General features: G+C 60.6%; 23 protein-coding genes, 1 tRNA gene and 1 pseudogene. 10 read left to right on the plus strand and 15 right to left on the minus strand.

The annotated features are described in order from the left end of the window. Positions 1-28: 28 nt before the first annotated feature. Together rplM and GY791_20440 are read right to left on the minus strand one after the other, a co-directional pair. Positions 29-493, minus strand: coding sequence for a 50S ribosomal protein L13 (gene rplM / locus GY791_20435; protein ID MCP4330765.1), 465 nt, complete (start codon positions 491-493; stop codon positions 29-31). A gap of 174 nt (positions 494-667) precedes the next feature. Continuing rightward, positions 668-1,102, minus strand: coding sequence for a PaaI family thioesterase (locus tag GY791_20440; GenBank protein MCP4330766.1), 435 nt, complete (start codon positions 1,100-1,102; stop codon positions 668-670). Between the two features lie 168 nt (positions 1,103-1,270). On the opposite strand from GY791_20440, the gene GY791_20445 reads away from it, so the two are divergent. The 5 genes and pseudogenes from GY791_20445 to GY791_20465 all read left to right on the plus strand — a co-directional run bounded on the left by GY791_20445 (position 1,271) and on the right by GY791_20465 (position 7,257). After that, on the plus strand, positions 1,271-2,080 hold the full coding sequence (locus GY791_20445) for an enoyl-CoA hydratase/isomerase family protein (GenBank protein ID MCP4330767.1): 810 nt from the start codon (positions 1,271-1,273) through the stop codon (positions 2,078-2,080). A 13-nt stretch (positions 2,081-2,093) separates the two neighbouring features. Beyond that, positions 2,094-2,894: a crotonase/enoyl-CoA hydratase family protein gene (locus GY791_20450; GenBank protein MCP4330768.1), complete on the plus strand. Its 801-nt coding sequence runs from the start codon at positions 2,094-2,096 to the stop codon at positions 2,892-2,894. Between the two features lie 123 nt (positions 2,895-3,017). After that, the gene (locus GY791_20455) at positions 3,018-3,803 is read left to right on the plus strand and encodes an enoyl-CoA hydratase (GenBank protein MCP4330769.1); all 786 of its coding nucleotides are present in this window, start codon (positions 3,018-3,020) and stop codon (positions 3,801-3,803) included. A 123-nt stretch (positions 3,804-3,926) separates the two neighbouring features. After that, on the plus strand, positions 3,927-5,474 hold the full coding sequence (locus tag GY791_20460; GenBank protein MCP4330770.1) for a tetratricopeptide repeat protein: 1,548 nt from the start codon (positions 3,927-3,929) through the stop codon (positions 5,472-5,474). Then, positions 5,471-7,257: pseudogene (locus GY791_20465) on the plus strand (O-acetylhomoserine aminocarboxypropyltransferase). The gene GY791_20460 and the pseudogene GY791_20465 overlap by 4 nt, the downstream one beginning before the upstream one ends. Here the strand turns inward: GY791_20465 and GY791_20470 are convergent. Continuing rightward, entirely contained in the window at positions 7,254-7,586 is a 333-nt protein-coding gene (locus GY791_20470) for a divalent-cation tolerance protein CutA (protein ID MCP4330771.1), read from the minus strand. The pseudogene GY791_20465 and the gene GY791_20470 sit on opposite strands and share 4 nt — an antisense overlap. Positions 7,587-7,680: 94 nt before the next feature. On the opposite strand from GY791_20470, the gene GY791_20475 reads away from it, so the two are divergent. Further along, positions 7,681-7,950 (plus strand): hypothetical protein, encoded by a 270-nt coding sequence (locus GY791_20475; GenBank protein ID MCP4330772.1) that lies wholly within the window; start codon positions 7,681-7,683, stop codon positions 7,948-7,950. Between the two features lie 41 nt (positions 7,951-7,991). Here the strand turns inward: GY791_20475 and GY791_20480 are convergent, their stop codons facing one another. Continuing rightward, the gene (locus tag GY791_20480) at positions 7,992-8,372 is read right to left on the minus strand and encodes a hypothetical protein (protein ID MCP4330773.1); all 381 of its coding nucleotides are present in this window, start codon (positions 8,370-8,372) and stop codon (positions 7,992-7,994) included. An 87-nt stretch (positions 8,373-8,459) separates the two neighbouring features. Then, positions 8,460-9,626 (minus strand): SGNH/GDSL hydrolase family protein, encoded by a 1,167-nt coding sequence (locus tag GY791_20485; GenBank protein MCP4330774.1) that lies wholly within the window; start codon positions 9,624-9,626, stop codon positions 8,460-8,462. 487 nt (positions 9,627-10,113) lie between these two features. Here GY791_20485 and GY791_20490 point away from each other — a divergent pair, with 487 nt between their 5' ends. The 3 genes from GY791_20490 to hcrB are packed head-to-tail and all read left to right on the plus strand — an operon-like array spanning position 10,114 to position 13,930. Further along, positions 10,114-10,596, plus strand: a complete 483-nt coding sequence (locus GY791_20490; protein MCP4330775.1) for a 2Fe-2S iron-sulfur cluster binding domain-containing protein — start codon at positions 10,114-10,116, stop codon at positions 10,594-10,596. Positions 10,597-10,637: 41 nt separating this feature from the next. Then, on the plus strand, positions 10,638-12,923 hold the full coding sequence (gene hcrA, locus GY791_20495) for a 4-hydroxybenzoyl-CoA reductase subunit alpha (GenBank protein ID MCP4330776.1): 2,286 nt from the start codon (positions 10,638-10,640) through the stop codon (positions 12,921-12,923). Next, positions 12,923-13,930 (plus strand): 4-hydroxybenzoyl-CoA reductase subunit beta, encoded by a 1,008-nt coding sequence (hcrB, locus tag GY791_20500; protein ID MCP4330777.1) that lies wholly within the window; start codon positions 12,923-12,925, stop codon positions 13,928-13,930. Before hcrA ends, hcrB begins: the two co-directional genes overlap by 1 nt. Before the next feature lie 27 nt (positions 13,931-13,957). Here hcrB and GY791_20505 read toward each other — a convergent pair whose 3' ends face one another. From GY791_20505 to GY791_20545, 9 genes are all read right to left on the minus strand, one after another. After that, on the minus strand, positions 13,958-15,277 hold the full coding sequence (locus tag GY791_20505) for a hypothetical protein (protein ID MCP4330778.1): 1,320 nt from the start codon (positions 15,275-15,277) through the stop codon (positions 13,958-13,960). Positions 15,278-15,535: 258 nt separating this feature from the next. Next, positions 15,536-15,612 (minus strand) — tRNA-Pro (locus GY791_20510). An 84-nt stretch (positions 15,613-15,696) separates the two neighbouring features. Further along, entirely contained in the window at positions 15,697-16,161 is a 465-nt protein-coding gene (locus GY791_20515; GenBank protein MCP4330779.1) for a MerR family transcriptional regulator, read from the minus strand. A 2-nt stretch (positions 16,162-16,163) separates the two neighbouring features. Further along, positions 16,164-16,487, minus strand: coding sequence for an integration host factor subunit alpha (locus GY791_20520; GenBank protein MCP4330780.1), 324 nt, complete (start codon positions 16,485-16,487; stop codon positions 16,164-16,166). Positions 16,488-16,723: 236 nt separating this feature from the next. After that, a complete protein-coding gene (locus tag GY791_20525; protein ID MCP4330781.1) occupies positions 16,724-17,695 on the minus strand; it encodes a ketoacyl-ACP synthase III in 972 nt (323 codons plus the stop codon). Between the two features lie 2 nt (positions 17,696-17,697). After that, a complete protein-coding gene (gene plsX / locus GY791_20530) occupies positions 17,698-18,744 on the minus strand; it encodes a phosphate acyltransferase PlsX (GenBank protein ID MCP4330782.1) in 1,047 nt (348 codons plus the stop codon). Between the two features lie 28 nt (positions 18,745-18,772). Continuing rightward, complete coding sequence (rpmF, locus tag GY791_20535; GenBank protein ID MCP4330783.1) at positions 18,773-18,955, minus strand: 50S ribosomal protein L32; 183 nt, start codon at positions 18,953-18,955, stop codon at positions 18,773-18,775. 76 nt (positions 18,956-19,031) lie between these two features. Then, complete coding sequence (locus GY791_20540; protein MCP4330784.1) at positions 19,032-19,583, minus strand: DUF177 domain-containing protein; 552 nt, start codon at positions 19,581-19,583, stop codon at positions 19,032-19,034. 81 nt (positions 19,584-19,664) lie between these two features. Beyond that, positions 19,665-20,174, minus strand: a complete 510-nt coding sequence (locus GY791_20545; GenBank protein ID MCP4330785.1) for a hypothetical protein — start codon at positions 20,172-20,174, stop codon at positions 19,665-19,667. Between the two features lie 187 nt (positions 20,175-20,361). On the opposite strand from GY791_20545, the gene GY791_20550 reads away from it, so the two are divergent. Further along, the gene (locus tag GY791_20550) at positions 20,362-20,841 is read left to right on the plus strand and encodes an outer membrane protein assembly factor BamE (protein MCP4330786.1); all 480 of its coding nucleotides are present in this window, start codon (positions 20,362-20,364) and stop codon (positions 20,839-20,841) included. A gap of 80 nt (positions 20,842-20,921) precedes the next feature. On the opposite strand, the gene GY791_20555 is transcribed toward GY791_20550, so the two are convergent. Then, positions 20,922-23,003 carry a sodium-translocating pyrophosphatase gene (locus GY791_20555; protein ID MCP4330787.1) on the minus strand — a complete coding sequence of 694 codons (2,082 nt, stop codon included), beginning with the start codon at positions 23,001-23,003 and terminating at the stop codon, positions 20,922-20,924. Positions 23,004-23,045: the final 42 nt, after the last annotated feature.

Below are 23,045 nucleotides of genomic sequence, written 5' to 3' on the forward strand. Positions count from 1 at the left end.
GCGAGAGTTGCGTTTTCGTCGGCCATGGTCAACGGCTCCTTGAATTCTTTGGATTCATCGCGGCGAGATCGAGCGATTCCGGTTGCTGCGCTTCGTGCGGATGGTCCGGGCCGACATAGACCCTCAAATTCTTGAATTGCTGGCTGCCCAGCGGTCCACGCGGCAACATGCGCTGGACGGCCTTGAGGACAAGCCGCTCGGGATGTTTTCCGTCACGAATGCTGGCGAGCGTTCTTTCCTTGATGCCGCCCGGATAGCCCGTGTGCCAATAGATCTTTTCGTCTCTCTCCTTGTTGCCGGTCAGGGCGACCTTCTCGGCATTGACGACGATCACGTTGTCGCCGCAGTCGATATGCGGGGTGTAGTACGGTTTGTGTTTGCCGCGCAGACGGAATGCGACGACCGAGGCCAAACGCCCGAGTATCATGTTCTCGGCGTCGACCAGGAGCCACTTTTTTTCCACGTCCGCCGGCTTTGCGGAATAGGTCTTCATCTCGGTCCCATCATATGCCTGATTGTCCGCGACCGCGCTGGATCGGTCGACGGGCGCGGAGTATGCCACGGCAATCTCACCTGTCAATGCCGAAAAAGCCCTATTTATGAACAAATTACGGTAGAGGTATTATAATACCTCGCATACATGGCCGCGACGATCGTGGCGCCCGGATCAGGTCGACGGCCGGGCGTAGGTCCCGGTTGCGTGGGCGACCGGATCGCGGCTCCCCTCCTCATAGAGATAAACCTGAAGAAAGACGAGACGCCGGCCCATGCGAACCACGGTGGCCTCGGCGGTCACCTCCCTGCCCTGCGTCGCGCGGAGGAAGGCGATATTGAAATTGCTGGTGACCGCAGACAGCGCCGCGCTGTCTTGGCCGAGGATGGCGGCGTACATCGCGATATCGGCGAGCGCCATGAGCGAGGGACCGCTTACCGTCGCGCCGGGTCGCGTGATGAGGTCGCGCTGAGGCAGCCGGAGTGATGCCGTGCCGGGACCGATCGAGACCACCTCGATCGCCATCGCGACCGCGAGCGGGATGCTGCCGTCGATCAATGTGCGAAAATCGGCGGCCGAGAAGCCCACGCGGTCGCTACGCTCGCTCATCGGTGTTCCTTCGGGAATCTAGCAGGAGGCCGAAGGCGACGAATCAACATCCGGAAGGCGACTGGTCTCATCAACTACGGCCTCGGTATCGCGCAGGAATTGACGTTTACGTAAAGGTAAATTACGGTCCCATGCTACCATCACCTCAATTTCACCGAAAGACCTGTCATGTCCGTGCTCCTATTCGAAAAACGAGACCGCATTGCGTTTCTCACACTCAATCGCCCGGCTGCCCTCAACGCCATCAATCCCGAACTTCATGAACGTCTATGCGCGGCTTGGGATGATATTGCCGGCGACGACGGCATCGATGTCGCCATCATTACCGGGGCCGGCGACGATGCCTTTTGCGCCGGCGCCGATCTCAAGGAATTCGTGCCGCCGCTCATGGGCTGTGACCCGACCGCAATTCGCGACCTGGTCCCGCTCGGGCTGGGCGGGCTTACCCGCGGCCTACACTGGATGGCGAAGCCGGTCATCGCCGCGGTCAATGGCTGGGCGCTGTCGGGCGGATTCGAAACCGCGCTCGCCGCCGACATTCGGATCGCATCGGAAAACGCAAAATTCGGCTCCTTCGAGGCGCGACGCGGCTTCCATCACGGCGACGGCGGCATTCCGCGGCTGGTCAATTCCTGCGGCCTGAGTTTCGCGATGGAAATGCTTCTAACCGCCGAGCCGATCGATGCCGAACGAGCCCGGCAGGTGAACCTGGTTTCGCGTGTGGTTCCACACCGCAAGCTGATGGAGGAAGCCGAGCTCGTTGCGCGCCAGATCCTAAGGAACGATCAAGTCGCCGTGCGCTCTGCCAAAGCGACCATTCTCGACATGATCGGCCGTTCGCTCGACGACCAACTGAGGCTGGAGGCGATCAACGGTTATACGTGCATGTCCGATGCCGAGCGCGTGAGGCCGCTGCTCGAAGCATTCTACAGCAAGACGGACAAAGGCCGGGCCGGCCGCAACGCTACCCCACTCTAGCAGGAGGCAATCAATGACCGTTCATGTCGAGAAAAACGGATTTGTCACGACCATCATCAATGACCGGCCCGAAGCGCGGAATGCCGTCGATCCCGAGTCCGCGGACGCATTGGTCGATGCATTTCTCGCTTTCGAAGCCGATGCGGAATCGCGCGTCGCCGTTTTCCATGGAGCGCATGGCGCATTCTGCGCCGGTTGGGATCTCAAATATGCCGCATCCCTGGACAATATCGACGAACCCATTAGCGAATTGCGCTTTCCCGACGACGGATCCACGCCTCCGCGTGGGCCGCTGGGACCGTCGCGCCTCGACCTGAGCAAACCGGTGATCGCCGCCGTGGCAGGCCCGGCGGTCGCCGGCGGCATGGAGCTGGCTCTTTGGTGCGACATCCGGGTCATGGAACAAGACGCCTATTTCGGCGTCTATTGTCGGCGCTGGGGGGTGCCGCTGATCGACGGCGGCACCGTGCGGCTGCCACGGATCATCGGCCAAGGACGGGCGCTTGAGATTATCATGACCGGGCGTAAGGTCCCGGCCGAGGAATGCTACCGGATCGGGCTCTGCGAGAAAGTCGTCCCGAACGGCGAATCGCGCAGCACGGCGGAGGCAATGGCCCATGAAATTGCCCGCTTCCCTCCCGAGTGTGTGCGTGCCGACCGGGCGTCGGCCTATCGCAGTTTCGCGCTACCGGTCGATCAGGCCCTGCGCGCGGAATTCAAGAACGGACTGGCCTGCCTCAAGAGCGAAGGTGTGAGCGGCGCCGATCGGTTCGCGTCCGGCCACGGTCGGCATGGCAGTTTCGATGACATATGAAATCATCGACTGGCGCGACAGGTCGGTTTTCATGACCTCCAAACTTTGACAGTATGGGACGGCCGTTGACCGCGGACACGGCTGTGTTCATGCGAGGAACCGACGATGGCAGAACTTGCACAAATGAATACTGATCCGCCGGTGCTTCTCCGCCTTGACCGAGACGGCATCTGCACGTTGACACTCAATCGGCCGGAAGCGCGAAATGCCCTTTCCGAGGAGTTGATCGATGCGCTGCAGGGCGAATTTGATGCCATCGCCAGCGACGAGTCGGTGAGAGCCGTCGTCCTCGCCGCGAATGGCCCGGCATTTTGTGCCGGGCATGACATGCGGCAAATGCGGGCCCATCCGACGATGGACTATTATGAAGCGTTGTTTGCCAAGTCCAGCCGCTTGATGATGTCGATACTTCGCCTTCCCCAACCGGTGATCGCCCGGGTCCATGGAACGGCGACCGCGGCGGGAAGTCAGCTGGTCGGAACCTGCGACCTTGCCGTCGCCACAGAGTCCGTGCGGATAGCGACACCCGGCGTGAACATCGGCTTGTTTTGCTCGACACCAATGGTCGCGGTCAGCCGGAACGTCGGACGCAAGAGAGCGATGGAAATGCTGATTACCGGCGCCCCAATTACCGCTCGGGAAGCCGAGCGTTTCGGTCTCGTCAATCGTGTTGTCGACGACAGCGAGTTGGATGCCTCGATCGCGGAATTGTGCAGGGCGATCACCTCCAAATCGGCGATGGTGATGCGGATCGGCAAGGAAGCATTCTACCGTCAGCTCGAGATGGGGGTCGAAGATGCCTATTCCTACACCGCGGCGGTGATGGCGAAGAACATGATGGCCGACGACGCCGTCGAAGGGATTGACGCGTTTATTGCCAAGCGTCAGCCGGTCTGGAAGGACCGGTAAACCGAGTACGGCACGGCACCCTCCTTGCGAAAACCACCCGCCGTCATCTCCGGCAAAGTTCCGGTAATATCCAAGCGTCGAACCGCAGCAACGACTCCGACGCGGGCAGACAAAGGCGCCGCGTTGCGCGCCGAAGCCATCGCCGCATATCGAGACGGTAGCGACCGCGTGGCCGAGGCCGGTCTTCAGCATATCCTGAGCTCCGCCGCAAACGATTTGGCGGTCCTGGAGGCGGCGTTGAAAATTGCCATCGAACGCCACAGAATCGCGGACGCCGTATCGCTGGCCCGTCGCGCTGTCACCGTCGCGCCAGAGCGCGGCGATATTCACAATACGCTCGGCGCCGCGCTGCTCGCCGCAAAAGAGGCCGACGAGGCGGTTACGGCCTTGACCCGCGCGGTCGAGTTGACGCCGAATTCCGGCGACGCCTGGTTCAATTTGGGTTGCGCACAGCAGGCGCTTGGCGACAAGGCGGCGGCGTTGAAATCCTACCGAAAGGCTCAAGAGCTTGAACCTGAAAAAATTACTATAATAAATAATTTAGGGGTTATTCTTCGTGAATTAGGTGAAATAGAGGAGTCGGCTCTCTGTTTTGAAAACGCGCGCAAGATCGCGCCGCAGGATGTTCGAATCCTGCGCAATCTGGCGCACTCCTACCGCCTGTGCGGCCGCATGGATGACGCGCTCCGCCACCTCGATCAAGCCGTGGCCATCGATCCCGACAATGCGGGAGCGCGCTTCAGCCGTGCCACCACCCTGCTGATGAGCGGAGACTACGGTCGCGGCTGGGATGAGTATGAATGGTGTTGGCAGGCCGAGGGCGGGAAGCCTCGCTCCCTGCCGCAACCGCGGTGGGATGGATTGCCGGATCGGGCGCAGACCCTATTGCTTTACCATGACCAAGGCTACGGCGACACGATCCAGTTTTCACGTTTCATTGCCCAGGCACGCGAACGTATGGGCCGCGTCATCGTGGAATGTCCCGAACGCTTGGCAAAGCTCATGCGCACGGTTGATGGGGTCGACGAGGTCGTGACCTCGACAAAGAATCTCTCTTTCGACACCCATTCCCCCATCATCAGCCTGGGCCGCCTGATCGACGCCCGCCTCGAAACGGTTGGCACTGGGGTTCCCTATATGCGCGCCGACACGGCACAGATCCAGGAATGGGCGAGCCGCCTCCGTGAACCTGGCATGAGGGTCGGGCTGGTATGGGCTGGCAACCCTCGCCAACCGCGCGATCGTGTCCGTTCGACCGAATTGGCCGCGCTGGCGCCGCTCGGAACGGTGAAGTCGGTGTCGTTATACATTCTGCAGAAGGAGCCGGGCCCGGGCCGGAAGGATCTGCAAAACCCGCCGCCCGGCCTCAACCTCATCGATCTCGGCAAGGATGTCGGCGATTTCGCCACGACCGCCGCGTTGATCCATCGTCTCGACCTCCTCATAACGGTCGATACGGTCACCGCGCACCTGGCCGGCGCCATCGGTTGTCCGGTGTGGACGTTGCTGAGCCGCGAGGCGGATTGGCGGTGGCTGGTGGATCGTGCCGATAGTCCATGGTATCCCACCATGCGCCTATTCCGGCAAGAACAGTTTGGCGATTGGTCCGCAGTCATGGAGGAAGTTCGATCGGCACTGGAAGAGTTGGCACGAGGGTATCGTTCCCTATGAGCGGTCATGACAGCTATGAGGACGCGGCCCTGCGCGAGGTCTTGGCCAAAGTGCAAACGATCGCCATGGTCGGCGCCAGCCCGGACTGGAACCGGCCGAGTTATTTCGCCATGAAATATCTACAAACCAAGGGCTTTCGCGTCATACCGGTCAATCCCAAAGCGGCCGGCCAGGAAATTCTCGACGAACCGGTATATGCCGCGTTGAAGGATATTCCCGGTCCGGTCGACATGGTCGACATCTTTCGCAATTCCGCCGCCGCCGGGCCGATAACCGACGACGCGATCGAGATCGGCGCCAAGGTGGTCTGGATGCAGCTCGGTGTGCGCAATGACGAGGCGGCGGAGCGCGCCGAAAAGGCCGGCGTCACCGTGATCATGAACCGCTGCCCGAAGATCGAATACGGGCGTCTCCACGGCGAGCTGAGTTGGAGCGGGATCAATTCGGGCATCATCACCAGCAAACGTCGCAAGGTGCGATTGGCATGACCGACAACACTTCCAAGTTCGGTTTCGAGACCCGGTCCGTGCACGCAGGCACGCCGCCGGAACCGGTGACCGGCGCCCGCAACATGCCGATTTTCCAGACCACGGCCTATGTCTTCGATGACGTCGATCACGCCGCCTCTTTGTTCAATCTCCAAACGTTCGGCTACATCTACAGCCGTCTCACCAACCCGACCGTTTCCGCCCTCGAGGAACGAGTGGCCAGCCTCGAAGATGGACGGGGATGCGTCGCCGTCGCTTCCGGACATGCCGCCCAGCTGCTGCTTTTCCATACGCTGCTGGAGACCGGCGATCACTTTGTCGCATCGGGGAATCTCTATGGCGGGTCAATTACCCAGTTCACCCACGCCTTCCGCAAATTCGGCTGGCACAGCACGCTCGTCGATCCCCGCGACCCCGACAATTTTCGGCGCGCCCTCAAGCCGGAAAGCAAGGCGATATTCATCGAGAACCTGGCCAATCCCGGCGGAATCGTGGTCGATATCGAGGCCGTCGCCGCGGTCGCCAGGGCGGCCGGTCTGCCCTTGATCGTGGACAACACGATGGCCACGCCATTTCTCTGTCGGCCATTCGAATGGGGCGCCGATCTCATCGTACACTCGATGACCAAATTCCTCGGTGGGCACGGGACATCGATGGGCGGCGCGGTGGTGGAATCCGGTCGCTTCGATTGGGCCGCCAACGACAAGTTCAAGGCGATGGTCGAGCCCGATCCCGCCTATCACGGCCTCCGCTTTCACGAAACATTTGGCGATTTCGGCTTCACCATGAAGGCGCGCGCGGTGGGTCTGCGTGATCTCGGTCCGACGTTGTCGCCGACCAACGCGTTCCTGATATTGACCGGGATCGAGACGCTTCCATTGCGCATGCAGCGTCATGTCGAGAATGCTCAACGGGTCGCCGAATTTCTCGAGGCGCACGATGCCGTCGACTGGGTCTCCTATGCCGGGCTCAAGAGCAGTCCTTACTACGAGCTTGCCAAGAAATATCTCCCAGCCGGCGCCGGCTCGGTTTTTACATTTGGTGTCAAGGGCGGCTACGACGCGGGGATCAAGGTCGTCGAGGCTTGCAACCTCCTTTCGCACCTGGCGAATGTCGGCGACACGCGAAGCCTGATACTTCATCCCGCGTCGACGACGCATCGCCAACTCGCGGAGTCGCAACGCATCGCCGCTGGGGCCGGTCCCGACGTGGTGCGGCTGTCGATCGGTATCGAGACCGCGGCCGACATCATCGACGATCTCGATCAGGCCATGGTGGCCTCACAGGGAGCCTAATCCGATTCACCGGGCGGCCGCGTTTCCGCCTCGACCCAGGCAAGGTAATCGGTGTGCCCGTTTTCGATCGGCAGCGCGATGATGCATGGGCATTGATAGCTGTGGCGTACCGTGGCGCGGTCGACCAGCGCATCGACCAGATCGCGCCGCGTGCGGGCCAGCAAGACGACCTCGTCGCGATTTCTGATCTCACCTTGCCAACGATAAATGGAATGACATCCGTCGATCAGGTTGACCCCCGACGCCAGCCGTGCGCCGACAAGGTCGGCCGCGATCGACTTCGCCTCGGCCAGCGATCCGACTGTCATGTAAACGGTGCACAGATTCATTAACCTTTTCCTTTGAAAATTGCCTCCACGCATTTGGCAAAATTGACTTTTTAGTCTATCATCTCCTTGGGTGTCCCAGTGATGGGAGAAGGTCATGGTTGAGGTAGCGTTGCGTGCCGAATCGGCGCGCGAGCAAGTACGTGTCCGGTTGACGACGCCACAGCGCCGTTGGCTTGAGAGGGGACTTGAAGAACCAGGTGGTAAGTTGCCGTTATTCGATGATAAAGGGCAGCGCTATGATGCACGAATGATTCGTAGCGCGATCGAACGCGGCTACGCGGAACCTTGGTTCTCGAACCCGATCAAGCCCGACTGGTTGGTTTGCCGCTTGACGGAGAGGGGGCGTGCGGCGCTGGACCGGTAGGGCCGGCCCGGACCGTATCAAACGGCCCCGCCAGGCAGCGCCTACTGCTCGCTTTGTAGCCGTTCGACAAAGGCGAGCAGATCTTCGATGTCAGTCACGGAAATCGTGAAGGCCGCGGCGCCCAGCGTAGAACCTTGCTCGTTGTCAATTTCCTCGATGCGAACGAACACCGGGTGCGGTCGGCGCGCATAGAAGGTCCCAAATCGCTCATCGTAGTCGGCCATTCCGACCAACAACCGGAAAGAGGGCGTGCTGTCGATTCCGCCGTACGGGTTGATGTCGCCGACGACGTGGCATCGCGTGCAGTGTTGAGCCGCCAGCTTGCGGCCGGCCTCGGCGTCGCCTTCCGCCGCCGCATCGAACGGCGGGAAAAACAATATCGTCAACAAAATCACGACGGGAATACGTCGAAGACCGTTCATGGCCACAGACTATCCCAAACCGTTGTGGCCGCAAACATGGTGGCTGCCCAGCTCCACCGAGGCGAGCCAAGGGCCTTTGTGCGACGCTTACTCGGCGACCATTGCCGGCTGGAGTGCCGCAGACAGGGCGTTGGCGACGACCTGGCCGACAATTTCGTGGCCGGCCTTGGACCAATGTCCGTCGCAGGGAAGAAAATACCGATCCGTGTCCGGTTCGACGGCCGTCATCGCCGTCAGGCCATCAATGAAATATACGTTCGGATTGTCGGCCGCCAGCGAGCGCAACATTCGGCTCGATGAAGCCTCATCGGTTTCGATCGCCGCCCGGCGAAAATCCCGTGTCGTCGGAATCGAAAATATGATCACCGGCATACCGTTGCGGGCGGCTGCCCGCTTGGCGATTCGCCCAAGAAAATGGTGTGCTGCTTGGAGCTGGTGCGGTTCGGCGTCGTAATAGCCGGAAAAACCCGACTCGTCGAATTCGCGCTCTTCCAGCAGTGTCATGGCGTACATCACGGCGCCGTAGGTGTAGGTGAAATCGCGTCCGAAATTCGCGATAAACTGGAAGATCCCGAGGTCTTTGTATTGCCAGTCCCGGAACGTGATTTCGCCCGGTGGCTCGTCGACCGGATGGAAAACCTCATATTTCCCATCGCCGGAGGCACGAAAATAAGGCCGATAGCGGTATGCGTAAGAGTTTCTTTTGGCCTCCCAAACCTCCGGGTCGTTGTCGCTGTAATCATTGTCGGGCAAGAAGAAAATGACGACCGCATCATGGTCGTACGTGTCGGCGAAGTGCTCGTATATGAGATAGTATTGGACCGGTCCGACATGGCCCGCGGCGCCAAAATTCAAGAAATCGAAGCCTTGGCTTTCGACGATGGTGTCGAACCGGTCTTCCTGCACCACGCCGTAGCCTTCCAGAAAAGAATCGCCGAGGCCGAATACGGTTGGAATTCCATGCCTCGGTAGGTTCCAGGAATCGTCGCGGGCGCCAACTTCATTCGACGCATAGACGACCGAATAACAGGATCGTCGATCGCTACCTTGGGCATCGGCTTTGTGCCATGCGCCCCAAGGATGATTTTCTGTGCGCCACGAATCGGCGGGCGGCACATCGGCGCGCGTCGCCCAAATTACCGGGCGATACTTGACCGGTACCAAACCGAATTCAAAAACGATGGCAGCAGCGATCTCGGCAATCAGTAGGAAAATGACAATGATCAGCGCCGCCGTTCCAGCAAGCCTGAACATCGTCCCGTCATGTCGCCGCTAAAAAGTTCTCCCCAAACAGCATTATGCCCCCAATCTACACCCAACTTGGCCGCCTTGGATCATGTTCGACGGTCGTTCTTGGGCGAGAACTCGCGGACGCATTCGACCCACGCTCGCGTCCGATTTCGCCACAGAGTTTATGCCAATTTACGGTAGAATAAAAGGCCCGGCATACTCCACCGCAGCACCCATCAAAGATTGTGGTGGCATTGGGGCCGCGACCGGTCACCAACGAAAACGACATCATGCCGCCGAACAGCTCCGGCTCCGCCGCCGTGATGATCGAGGGTTGACTCGCCTTTACGATGCCAATCAGGCGCGATAAATCGTCAATTAGCTGCATCCGCCCACAAAACCGTTGATCGGCGCCCTTGCGGTGACCATCATGGCCGAAATTGTGGAAAGGAACCGGACCTGACCTGGATCAAGGTAACGACACCGGTTACGGTCCAAGAGTCACCGAACAATGGTCAGAATCCTAAATATTACGCTCAACGGCCGACCGCGCGCCGACGCCGTCGGCGATAATGTCCTGCTGCTCGACTATTTGCGCGAGCAGGTCGCCCTGACGGGAACGAAGACCGGCTGCGACGGCGGCGAATGCGGTGCCTGCACGGTCTTGATCGACGATCGCCCGGTGTTCTCGTGCCTCCGTCTCGCCGCGACCTGCGAGGGAACCAAGATCGACACCATCGAGGCACTCGCCGATGGCGGGCGTCTGTCGGCGATCCAGCGCGGGTTTCATGAAAAACTGGGAGCCCAATGCGGCTATTGCACGCCCGGTCTCATCATGGCCTCGGAGGGATTGCTGCGCCACAATGCGGCGCCGAGCGAGGCGGAAATCCGTGAGGCGTTGGGTAGCAACATTTGCCGCTGCACCGGTTACGTGAAAATTATCGAGGCGGTGCAATACGCCGCCGGTCTTATCGCGGATGGAGATCGGCCATGACCGAAGTCGCTCCCGTCAAGTCGATCGGCGGCTATGTTCCCATGGTCGACGGGCCCGACAAAGTCTCGGGCAGGGCCAAATATACCGCCGACTTTGTCCAGCCCGAAACGATGGCCGGCCGCATATTCCGCAGCCCATACGCTCACGCCGAAATCCTCGAAGTCGACATCTCGGAAGCAGCCAAGGTGCCGGGCGTTCGCGCCATCGTGACCGGTGCCGATTGCGACCAAACATTCGGCGTTCTGCCGATCGCACGCAGCGAATACCCGATGGCGCGGGACCGTGTCCGTTACAAGGGCGAACCGGTGGCGGCCGTCGCCGCCGATAACGACGCCGCCGCGCTCGAGGCGATTCGACGGATCCATATGAAGGTCAAGGAACTGCCAGCCTATTATACGGTCCGCGACGCTCTGTCCGAACAGGCGGTCGACCTTCACGATCATCGTCCCGGAAATATCGAGCGCGACGTATTTTTCGAGCTCGGCGATATCGAGGGCGGGTTCGCCGACGCCGACCTCGTGCGGGAACAGAATTACCATTGCGCCGAGGTGTGCCAGAACCAGATGGAGATGCACGCCGCCTGGGCCGAATATGACGCGGCGCGGGACCGCATGACGGTCTATGCCAGTACCCAGGTGCCGTTCTACGTCCATCTCATGCTGGCTCGCACCCTCGATATGGACAAATCCAAGATCCGCGTCGTCAAACCCCATATCGGAGGCGGCTTCGGCTGTCGGACCGAAACTCTGAACGTCGAGTTGATTACCGCCCTGTTGGCCCGCAAGACCGGCGGCCGGGTCCGTACCGTGGTCAACCGTGAGGAGACATTCATCACCCACCGCGGCCGGCCGGAAACCGAGATCCGCCTGAAAATGGGGATGAACCGCGAGGGACGTGTGACCGCGGTCGATTGTGAGACCTATCAGCGTGGCGGCGCCCACAGCGGCTACGGCATCGTCACCATCCTCTATTCCGGTTCGATGCTCTACGCGATCTATGACCTTCACAATGTCAAGTACGTCGGCAAGCGCGTCCTGACCAACACGCCGCCGTGCGGCGCGTTCCGCGGCCATGGCACGGTCAATATCCGGTTCGCTTTCGAGAGCCTGCTCGATTCGATGGCCGACGAACTGGGCCTCGACCCGATGGCGGTGCGGCGCGCCAACTACCTGACGGCGCCGACCTTCACCGACAACGATCTGATGGTCAACAGCTATGGGCTGCCGGAATGCGTCGATGGCGTCGAGGAAGCCAGCGGGTGGAAAAAGAGGAAAGGGAAATTGGCGCCGGGCAAGGGCCTGGGCATGGCTTGCTCCCACTATATCAGCGGCGCGTCCAAGCCCGTCAATTGGACCGGCGAGCCGCACGCCACCATCAAGTTGAAGCTCGACTGGGATGGTTCGATCGTGCTTCTCACCGGCGCCGCCGAGATCGGTCAGGGGTCGTCGACCGTGCTCGTCCAGACCGTCGCCGATGTCCTCGGACTCGACATGGCACGGGTCCGAATCGTGGCCGCCGACAGCGAGGTGACGCCGAAGGATAATGGGTCCTATTCGTCGCGGGTGACCTTCATGGTCTGCAACGCGGCGATCGAGGCCGCCGAGAAGCTCAAACGGATCATGGTCGAGGCGGCGGCACGCAAGCTCGAGGCCCAGCCCGAGGATATCGAATGCCTGGGCGAGGTCTATCGGGCGGGACAACAGGATGCGGGGATCGATTTCGACGATGTGGTAACCGAAGCGCTGCGCGATATCGGTACGATCACCGTGACGGGCAACTACAACACCATCCCGGAATCCCACGGCGGGCGCAAATACCGGGGTGCGGCGATCGGCGGAACGATGGCTTACAGCTATGCCGCCCAGGTCGTCGAAGTTTCGGTCGATGAGGATACCGGCCAAGTGACCGTCGACAACGTGTGGGTCGCGCACGATTGCGGCAAAGCGCTTAACCGGCTCACCGTCGAGGGTCAAGTCCAAGGTTCGGTGTGGATGGGCATGGGCCAGGCGATGAGCGAGGAGACCGGCTATTACGACGGGCTCCTCGTCACCGGCAACATGCTCGACTACCGCGTCCCGACAATTCAGGACTCGCCCCCGATTCACGTTCAAATCGTCGAGGCGCACGACCCGCATGGACCCTTTGGCGCGAAAGAGGCCGGAGAAGGCTCGTTGGCCGGGTTCCTCCCGGCGCTCACCAACGCCATCGCGGACGCGATTGGCGTGCGTTTCACGGACCTGCCGGTGACGCCGGATCGGGTTTTCGCGGCATTGGAAAAGCGGCAACGCGCGGCCAAGCGCAAGGCCGCAACCGCGGCCGATAGCTGATGGACGTCCTTCCCGATTTCACAATTCTGCGGCCGACCACCATCGATGAAGCGGTCGCGGCGCGGACGCAGCACCCGGACGCGCGCCTTCTCGGCGGCGGTACCGATTTGGTTGTCAACATTCGCCGCGGCATCGAGGCGCCACCGGTCCTGATCGAGATGATGGCGATCGATTCCTTGCGATCGATCTCGACCGCTGATGATGAATTGGCCGTGGGCGCATCGGTCCGGCTGAGCGAGCTCGCCGATCACGAAGACGTTTTGTCGAACTATCCGGTCGTTGCCCAGGCAGCGCATTCGATTGCCGGCCCCACCCACCGCGAGATGGGTACGGTTGGCGGCAATATCTGTCTCGATACCCGGTGCATTTTCTACAATCAGAGCGAATGGTGGCGGACCGCCAATCGGCATTGCCTGAAGACCACCGGCGACATGTGCCATGTCGCGCCGAAAAGCCGCGGCGTGTGCTTCGCGACCTTCAGCGGCGACCTCGCCCCCGCTTTCCTCGTTCTTGATGCCGAGGTCGACCTCATGGGTCCGGAAGGGATGCGTACCTTGCCCTTGAAAGAGCTTTACACCGGATATGCCAAACAGGACGGGTCAACCGGCGACGGTCGCAATTATCTCAGCCTTCGGGCGGGCGAGATCGTCACCGCGGTGCGCGCCAAGCGCATCCCCGGCCACAAATCGGCCTATGATAAGATCCGCATCCGGCGGTCGATCGAATACCCGGTGGCGGGTGTCGCCGTCGCCTTGCGGCGGGACGAATCGATTCTCAAGGATCTCCGTATCGCCTTCACCGGGACCAATCCACGGCCTGTCCCGCTCGACGGCACCGATGCGCTGTGTGGTGGGGCACTCGACGAAACGGTTCTGGAAGCGCTCGACGATCTTGTTCGCGACCAGGTCATGGCGATGAAGACGACCTTCACGCCCGGTCACTACCGGCGCCGTGTCGCCAACGTGCTGGCCCGGCGGCTGGTGACGCACCTATTCGATGCAGCCTAATCGCAACTCGAAAGAACGCAGTTCACGCTAGGTGCCGCCGGGAATGCAGACGGCACCGGAAGGCGGACGTCCCGATTGGCATTCCGCGAGCATATCGAACCCGTTTTCGGCGACCGGATTGATCACCCGCCCGTGCCACGCCCCGTCATCATCGACCAACATTTCGAGAAAACCGAAACGGTCGCGAGTCATGACCGCCGCCCGCACGCCGTCGACATCGGCGGTCATATCCGGCGCCAGCTCGAGCTTCGGAAGGCCAATGCCGCCATTGCCGACGAAAATTTGGGGCGGGCGCGTATCATCTTCGAATGTCAGCGCCTGAAACACGTGGATATGCCCGCTTAGCACGAGATCAATTTCAGCCGAAAGGTGACCGCCGGAGGCGCTACTCAAAGCGCGCTGCAGGGTTTGGTTTATCACGAGAAATTTGCCGGAGACCGCGTCGCTTCCACGATCATCGCCGCGCAGTCCCCAAAGTGGTCGGTGCGTGACCAGCCAAGCCGGGTCTTTATCGGCAAGACTTTGCACCTTGATGAACTCCTCCGTGTAGTGATCGCGGTACAGGACCCCTTGATCGCACGCATTGGCGCTGTCGACCATGAGGAGATCGAGACCACTCAGATCGATCCGATAAGGCTCGACGAATCGAATAGGGCTCGTTTCACTCTCGGGCGTGCAGCTTTGTTCCGACATCGCGCCTCCGATAAGTGGGGAGCCGGGACCGAGCAAATAAAACCACCCAGGACCCGCCCGACTGCACAGTTCATGATTGCCGCGCGAGGCGACCAGCGGTGTCACCGATAGGAGATCGGCGGCCGGCACGAAGAAATCGTCCCGCCAGTCCGGCCAATTGTCCCAATCGTCGCTTCCCGATACGTTCTGGCTGATATACGGGCCCGGCTGCCGGCAGCCATACTTCGCCGGCACGCCGTCTCCCGCATCATAGACCCAGTGGGCCACGCCATCGATCGTGACCCTGCCCGGCGTGCCGCGATAATTGTAATCGCCGACATGGATCAATAGATCCGGCTGGCGTCCGGCGGCCCATCCGGCCATGGCGCCAAACGGCCACGCCGCGGCCCGATCGCAATCTTGGCCGCCATCATCGTAACAACCCGTGTCGCCGAAAATGACGATGTGTCTCGGCCGCTGCTTGACGATCGGGAGCGCGCGGCCGCTCTGTCCAACACGTCCGGCGACACCGTACTCATAGATCGCCTCGCATACCTTGATTGGGAAGGTCGCCGCGTGCGGATTCTTGCGTTCCGTGGTCGCGGCGTTCCGATCCGCGATCGAAATGACCGGACAGGAAGCGTTCGCGTCGACGATGAGGCGAACGAGCGGCACGGTTGAACCCGTTGGCGTCGGGACGAGGATGATATATGCCGACTCAACCGCGTCGACGGAGGCATCGCTCGGTGAACCACCCACCATCCCGCAGCCGAGGAGAATCGAGGCCGAAAGAACAACCACGCCAAGATTTCGGAGATTTGCGACTGCCCTTCGCACGACGTGGTCCCCTTCGATTCAATATAGGCTGAAGTGGCGGCAACGAGGCCGACATTCGACCTCGCTCGCTTCGCCCATGAATGAACTGAAATAGAATGGTCGGAGAGGCCGGATTTGAACCGACGACCCCCACACCCCCAGTGTGGTGCGCTACCAGACTGCGCTACTCTCCGGGCCACCATTCAACAACGGGCACCGCCCGCGATGCGCACTCTAATGCGGGCCCGTGACGATGACAATACGATCGCGAAGGTGGATTATTCTTCGGCGCGGAGCAATTTACGAACTTCGACCAATTCCTTCAAAAGCGCCTTCAACTCGCGACGCAGCTTAGGATCGATGTCGCGGCCGGCATCTTCGACGGGGCGATTTCGCGCCTCCCGAACCGGAGGCGGCACGTTGGGACCGGTCCGTTGGCCGGCTACTCTGGGCCCGCTTTTTACCCCGCCCTCGCGCAAGAGCCGCTGCACGCCCTTGATCGTATAACCCTCGGTGTATAGCAACTCGCGAATGCGGCGCAGCAGGTCGACGTCCTCGGGTCTATAATAACGCCGGCCACCACCGCGTTTGAGCGGCCGGACCTGGGCGAATTTGGTCTCCCAGAACCTCAATACGTGCTGGGGAACATCGAGCACCGTAGCAACTTCGCTGATGGTCCGAAATGCGCCTGGCGATTTGCCGTCGCGTCGATTGCTGACACTACTCTCCGCGATTTGTCCCATCCCTATATCGCCACCGGTTCAGAGCTTGCTCCCTGGCCCTGATTGATCCGGTCCTTCAGCACGTGCGAAGCCCGGAACACGAGAACCCGACGGGGCAGAATCGGCACTTCTTCCCCGGTCTTCGGGTTGCGACCCATGCGTTCGCCCTTCTCGCGTACCGAAAAGCTGCCAAACGACGAGATCTTGACCCCCTCGCCGCGGGTCAGCGCCGTCGCAATTTCCTCAAGCACGTATTCGACCAGCTCAGCCGAATCGTTCCGCGACAGGCCAACCTCTTGGTAGACAGCTTCACTCAAGTCCGCGCGCGTGACTGTGTTGCCGGTCATGGCGCCCTCTCTCCCCTAGATGACCCTGCTAGAAGCGTACTCTGATCGGATTAATCCGTCAATTCCAAAGGGATATGGGCGCTTCTTAAGCTCTTGTTCGAATCCTGGGATCGGTATTTCCTCCGGGTAGGCCCTCGTCACCGCGGTGACAAGACGAAACTCAACTAAAATTACTCTTTTATGGCAGCGAATTAGCGCAGTTTATTGAAGTCTGGATTTACCGATACATGGCGAATCTACCATCTTATAAGACTTGACCCCCACGAGAGCCCGCCGCCGATGGCCTCGATCAAGACGAGATCACCCTGTTTGATCCGGCCGTCATGGGCGGCCTCTGACAGGGCCAACGGAATCGACGCCGCCGACGTATTGGCATGACGGTCGACCGTCGTCACGACATTGTCGGGCGATAGATTGAGCTTTCTGACCGTGCCGTCGATAATACGTTTGTTGGCTTGGTGGGGTACCAGCCAGTCGACGTCGGCCGGAGTGAGGTTGTTGGCTTCCAGTGCTTCGTGCACGACTTTGGCCAATTTTTCCACCGCATGGCGGAACACCTCGCGCCCGACCATGCGGACGTGACCGGTTTGCTGATTGAGCGAAACTCCGCCATTTACCTCCAACAGATCACGATATCGGCCATCGGTATGAAGGTGGGTCGACAGGATCCCGCGTTGCCGGGCGTCGCCGTTGGTTTTTTGTGCCTTGATAACGACTGCTCCGGCGCCGTCACCGAACAGGACACAGGTATTACGGTCGTTCCAGTCCAGAATCCGGGAAAACGTTTCGGCGCCAATAACCAAGGCATGCTTCGACTGTCCGACTCGAACGAAATTATCGGCCACGGCCAGGCCATAAACAAAGCCCGCACAAACAGCCTGCACATCGAAGGCCGCGCCGGAGGTCGCGCCGAGCTTGGCCTGAACCTCCGCGGCCGTCGCCGGGAAGGTGCGATCGGGGGTCGTGGTCGCGACCACGATGAGATCGATGTCGCCGATATCCAGCTCGGCGCGTTGCAATGCCTGTGTGGCCGCCGCTACCGCAAGATCCGAGGTCACCTCGTCATCGGCCGCAATGCATCGCTGGCGAATTCCGGTGCGTTCGACGATCCATTCGTTCGTCGTATCCACGCGTTTGGCCAATTCCTCGTTCGTAACGACACGTTCCGGAAGATAGGCGCCGACACCGCAAATGAGTGAACGATACATGCTCACACCGTCGCCGCACGAACGCCCGTTGCCGGCGGCAACAGGCTTGCAAAATCTTCGATGGCACGCTCGACAAATCCGTACCGAGCCATGTCGACCGCGACGCCAATGGCGGTCGCGAAGCCAAACGCGTCGGAACCGCCATGGCTTTTGACCGCGATCCCGTTGATGCCGAGAAAGACGGCGCCGTTGTAACGCCGGGGATCGATCCGCTTTCTCAATTTACGGAATGCGCCGCTGGCAAATAAATATCCGATCCGAGCCAAGATGGAACTCCTGAACGCCTCGCGCAGGAATGCGTTCAACAGCTTACCAGTTCCTTCCGCAGTCTTGATCGCAATATTTCCCGACCAGCCATCGGTTACGACGACGTCAACCGTGCCGCTGGCGATGTCAACGCCTTCGACGAAACCATGGAATCCAATTGGGAGATTCGACTGGCGCAGGACGCTTGCCGCGTCGCGCACCGCCTCATGGCCCTTTTGGTCCTCGGTTCCCACATTGAGCAATCCAACCGTCGGCTTTTCGATCCCAAAGACCGTCCGAGCGAAGACTTCTCCCAATATGGCGAACTGGACCAGGTTCTCCGCATCGCAGGTCAGGTTCGCCCCAAGATCAAGCATAATGCTCTCGCCGCGGCGGGTCGGGACGAACCCCGCCATGGCGGGGCGGTCGATTCCCGGAAGCGCCCGCAAGACAATCTTGGTAAAGGCAAGCAATGCCCCGGTGTTCCCGCCCGAAACGACACCGGCCGCGTTGCCTAGTTTCACTTCCTCGATAGCGAGTCGCATGCTTGATCGTTTGCCCGCCCGGAGCGCGGCCGACGGTTTGTCTTCAGGCGAAATCACGTCGAGGGTATGACGGACTTCGACCGCGTCCCGCAGGACTTTGTGCTCGTCCAGCAACGGCACGATTTGTGCCTCGTCACCGACCAGGATAAAGCCAACATCCGGAAATCGCTTACGCGCGATCAACGCGCCCCTGATCACCGCCTCAGGCGCATGATCGCCACCCATCGCGTCAAGGGCAATGGTCAGTTTCCCTGTCAAGGGTTCGACCTTTAGCGGGGGAATCGGGTCAGACGCCCGCTATCTCCACAACCTCGCGACCATCGTAGTGGCCGCAAGCACCACATACATGGTGCGGCCGCTTGAGTTCCCCGCAATTTGCACACTCGGCGTAAGCGCCGGGCTTCAAGGCATCGTGGGCTCTCCGCATGTCGCGACGCGACTTCGAAATCTTCTTCTTTGGAACTGCCATAGCTTTTTACTTTCTTCATCGTGGCCGCCTACACGCGTTGTTCTCTTAGACAAATTACGCGCTTGCGGCAAGCAGGTTACCGATCGTCATTTTTCCGGCGGAGCCCTTCGAGGGCCACAAAAGGCCCGGATTTCGTCGAATCTTCGGCATCGGCAATCCATCGTGGATCAACCTCCGCGCCGGCTGACCGCGGGTACGGATCAAGGGCACAAGCGAGCTGTTGTACGACTTCCTCGCCGAGGTCGATGCGGTCTTCGATAATCAATTCCGGCGGGTCCGTATCGTCTCCGCATTCCCCCATGGCCTCAACTTCCGCGCCATTGCGGGCATAGACCGTTTCGAAATCACTCTCAACGATCATATCCACCGGTTGGAGCGTCACGACACATTCTTGCACGACCTCGGCCCTGAGATTTCCGGAAACCAGAAAAACATCCTTGACCGGGCCGTTCCGCACCGTGATATCCGCCTCGAGTGCCCGAATATCCTCCAAGCCGAGCCGCGCGGAGATGGCGGCGCATTCTCGCCGCTCCGCCCGCAGATGCGCGGAAGTCGCGATTTCTGTCATTCCGGATAGATCGAGGACGTGCGAAAACTCGAGCGCCCGCGAATCTTGCGTCGGTGCCATGGCTGTGCCTGCTGGGATGTCCAATTCTTGCCGCTCGGCGGAAGCGGCGCGCACATTAGGGACGATGCTCGGCATGGTCAACTAGATTTCCGGATCCGCGTCGAGGTCACGGAACCGAGCGAATTCAGCGCTGCCGTCAAGTATGTCACCGTCACCGAGATCGGCAAGGTGTGCCGCCTGAAAACGAACATAATCGGCCATTATCGCAACGACGGCGTCATCCGGCGCGATGCCGCGGTAGAGATTGCGCGACAGCGCCGCCGCCAAATCGTCCGCCCGTGGCGAGCCGAGCGCCGCCTGATAGGCTGCAATTCGCCCGTAAAGCGCCTTCGCCATTGTTTTCACCCTTCGCCCGACGGCCAAATCGCCGACGCCCAGTTCTCGGAGGTTTTCGTCCATGTCCGCGAACATGGTATCGAACAGAGCCTGACCCACGAGCTTGCCCCGCCCATGGGCGCTGCGGAGGCGATGGAGGATCAAGAAGACATGCAGCGCGATCATGTCGAACCGGCCATCCAAGGTGTCCGGGACACCGCCGGAGCGATAGAACGTCCCCCGGCGCGCCTGACCGACCGCCGCCATGTAAAGCATCCGAGCCGCTTTGCGGTTGGCGCCGCCGGTTCGCAATTTACCGATCACGGGTAACACAGGCTAATTCCCCTCGGGCATCGGTTGACACACCGGACGGAGCAGTGCCATCTTTCGTCCACGGTGGTGGGCCGGGACGACGCGATTCCGGTTTGAATTGCGGCGATATAACCAAGGTTTTCACGGAACTATGTCTGACACGTGGGTAAATCCGCTGCGATGGCTGGTGGTGCTCTTTCTGATCGCCGCCCTGAGCGCCTGTGCGACCCGCGTTTCCAACCACGGCAACAAGCCGGACCCCGATAAACTCGCCCAGATCGAGCCGGGTGTCCAGAGCAAGGCCCAGGTCAAGAACATGCTCGGTTCGCCGTCTTCGGTCGGCGCCTTCGAAAAGAATACATGGTACTACATCAGCCAGGTCGGCGAACGCAGCTGGTTCTTCCCCGAAGAGGCCACCGAACGTGAGGTGGTGATGATCCGCTTCGATGATGTCGGTCAGGTTGCAAGCATCGAGCAGTTGGACCTCGAGGACGGTCAGGAGGTCGATATTGTCGACCGCGAAACTCCGACCCAAGGCCAGCAGCTGACCTTCCTGCAACAAATGTGGCAGGCGCTCATCGGCGGCCCGGGTCTCTTCTCCGGCGGCAGCGCGGGCGAAAGCCCGCTCTAACCTCTTCGGTTTCCGTCCCGTTTAGGCGTCGGCGGTGCCGACGGCGGCACCCGCGTGCTGGTCGCGCGACGCGTGCGCCACTAAACCGACGCCAGCACCGCCAACAGCAGAATCGCCACGATGTTGGTAATCTTGATCATCGGGTTGATGGCCGGCCCCGCCGTGTCCTTGTAGGGGTCACCGACCGTATCGCCGGTAACGGCGGCCATATGGGCCTCCGATCCCTTTCCTCCGCAATGACCGTCCTCAATGTATTTCTTGGCATTGTCCCAGGCGCCGCCGCCGGAGGTCATCGATATCGCCACGAAAAGTCCGGTAACGATGGTTCCGAGCAACATTGCGCCGAGGGTCGTAAAGGCCGCGCCCTGCCCGGCCGCGGCGGCGATCACGAAGTAGACGATGACCGGAGCCAGGACCGGCAGCAACGAAGGCACGATCATTTCCTTGATTGCCGCCTTCGTCAGCAGATCGACAGCGCGACCGTATTCGGGTTTCGCGGTGCCTTCCATAATCCCGGGGATTTCCTTGAATTGACGGCGCACTTCGACGACCACTTGTCCCCCTGCACGGCCGACAGCCATCATTCCCATCGAGCCAAACAGGTAAGGCAGCAGGCCGCCAATGAAGAGACCGATGACGACGAAGGGGTTTTGCAAGGTGAAATCGACTTCAACGGTGGGGAAGTAATGGTGAAGGTCCTCGGTATAGGCGGCGAAGAGAACCAACGCCGCTAGCCCGGCGGATCCGATAGCGTAACCCTTTGTCACTGCCTTCGTCGTATTACCGACCGCATCGAGCGCGTCGGTTGTCTTGCGCACGTCCTCCGGCAACTCGGCCATTTCGGCAATGCCGCCGGCGTTGTCCGTCACCGGCCCATAGGCGTCGAGGGCGACGACCATGCCGGCCAACGCCAACATCGTCGTCGCGGCCACGGCCAGGCCGAACAGCCCGGCGTTGACGTAGGCGACGATTATGCCGGCCGAAATCACCAATACCGGTAGCGCGGTCGCTTCCATCGATACCGCCAAGCCCTGAATGATATTGGTCGCGTGCCCGGTATTCGACGATTCCGCGACACTCTTAACCGGTCGGTGGTTGGTGCCGGTATAGTACTCGGTGATCCACACGATCAGGCCGGTGACGACCAAGCCGGCAATCGAGCAAATGAGGAGATTGAAGCCCGTAAATGTGACCCCCCCGGCCGTATATTCGGTTCCGAAACCGAGGAACGGCAGCGTAATGATGGCGATGAGGATCGCTGAGACAACGGCGCTGACGATAAAGCCCTTGTACAATGCCCCCATGATGTTCTCGCTGGGACCAAGACGGACGGCAAATGTCGCAACCACCGAGGCGATGATACATACGGCGCCAATAACCAGTGGGTAGAGCATCATCTCGGCCATGACATCGCCGGTGAAGAAAATGGCCGCGAGCAACATGGTCGCAACAACGGTGACGGCATAGGTCTCGAACAAATCAGCGGCCATGCCGGCGCAATCACCGACGTTGTCTCCAACGTTGTCGGCGATGACCGCGGCGTTGCGTGGGTCGTCTTCGGGAATGCCGGCTTCGATCTTGCCGACGAGATCCGCTCCGACATCGGCCCCCTTGGTGAATATGCCGCCGCCGAGACGGGCAAAAATCGAAATCAGCGACGCGCCAAAGCTGAGCGCTACCAGCGCTTCGAGCAACCGTCGGGTTTCGACCCCAAAGGCGAGAAGAATGAGGTAGTAAATCGCGACCCCCAGCAATCCGAGGCCAACCACCAACATGCCGGTGATCGCCCCGGATTTGAAGGCAATGTCGAGCGCCGGTTCGAGGCCGTTACGGGCGGCATGCGCCGTCCGCACATTGGCGCGAACCGACACATACATGCCGATATACCCGGCGGCGGCAGAGAGAACCGCGCCGATCGCAAATCCGATCGCGACGTTGAATCCGAGGAATGCCAGTAAGATGAGACAGACGATGATACCGACAATACCGATGGTCATGTATTGCCGGTTCAGATAGGCGCGCGCGCCTTCTTGAATGGCGGCGGCAATTTCCTGCATACGCTCGGAACCGGCATCGGCAGACAGAACGCTCCTGCTCGCCCACCAGCCATAGCCAAGGGCCAGGAGCCCGCAGAGGATCACCAGAATATAGAGAAACACCATTTTTTGAGGTCCTTGGTCGATGTCCAAACACAGGAGCCGCGC

It is taken from the genome of Alphaproteobacteria bacterium (assembly GCA_024244705.1).
GTDB lineage: Bacteria > Pseudomonadota > Alphaproteobacteria > JAAEOK01 > JAAEOK01 > JAAEOK01.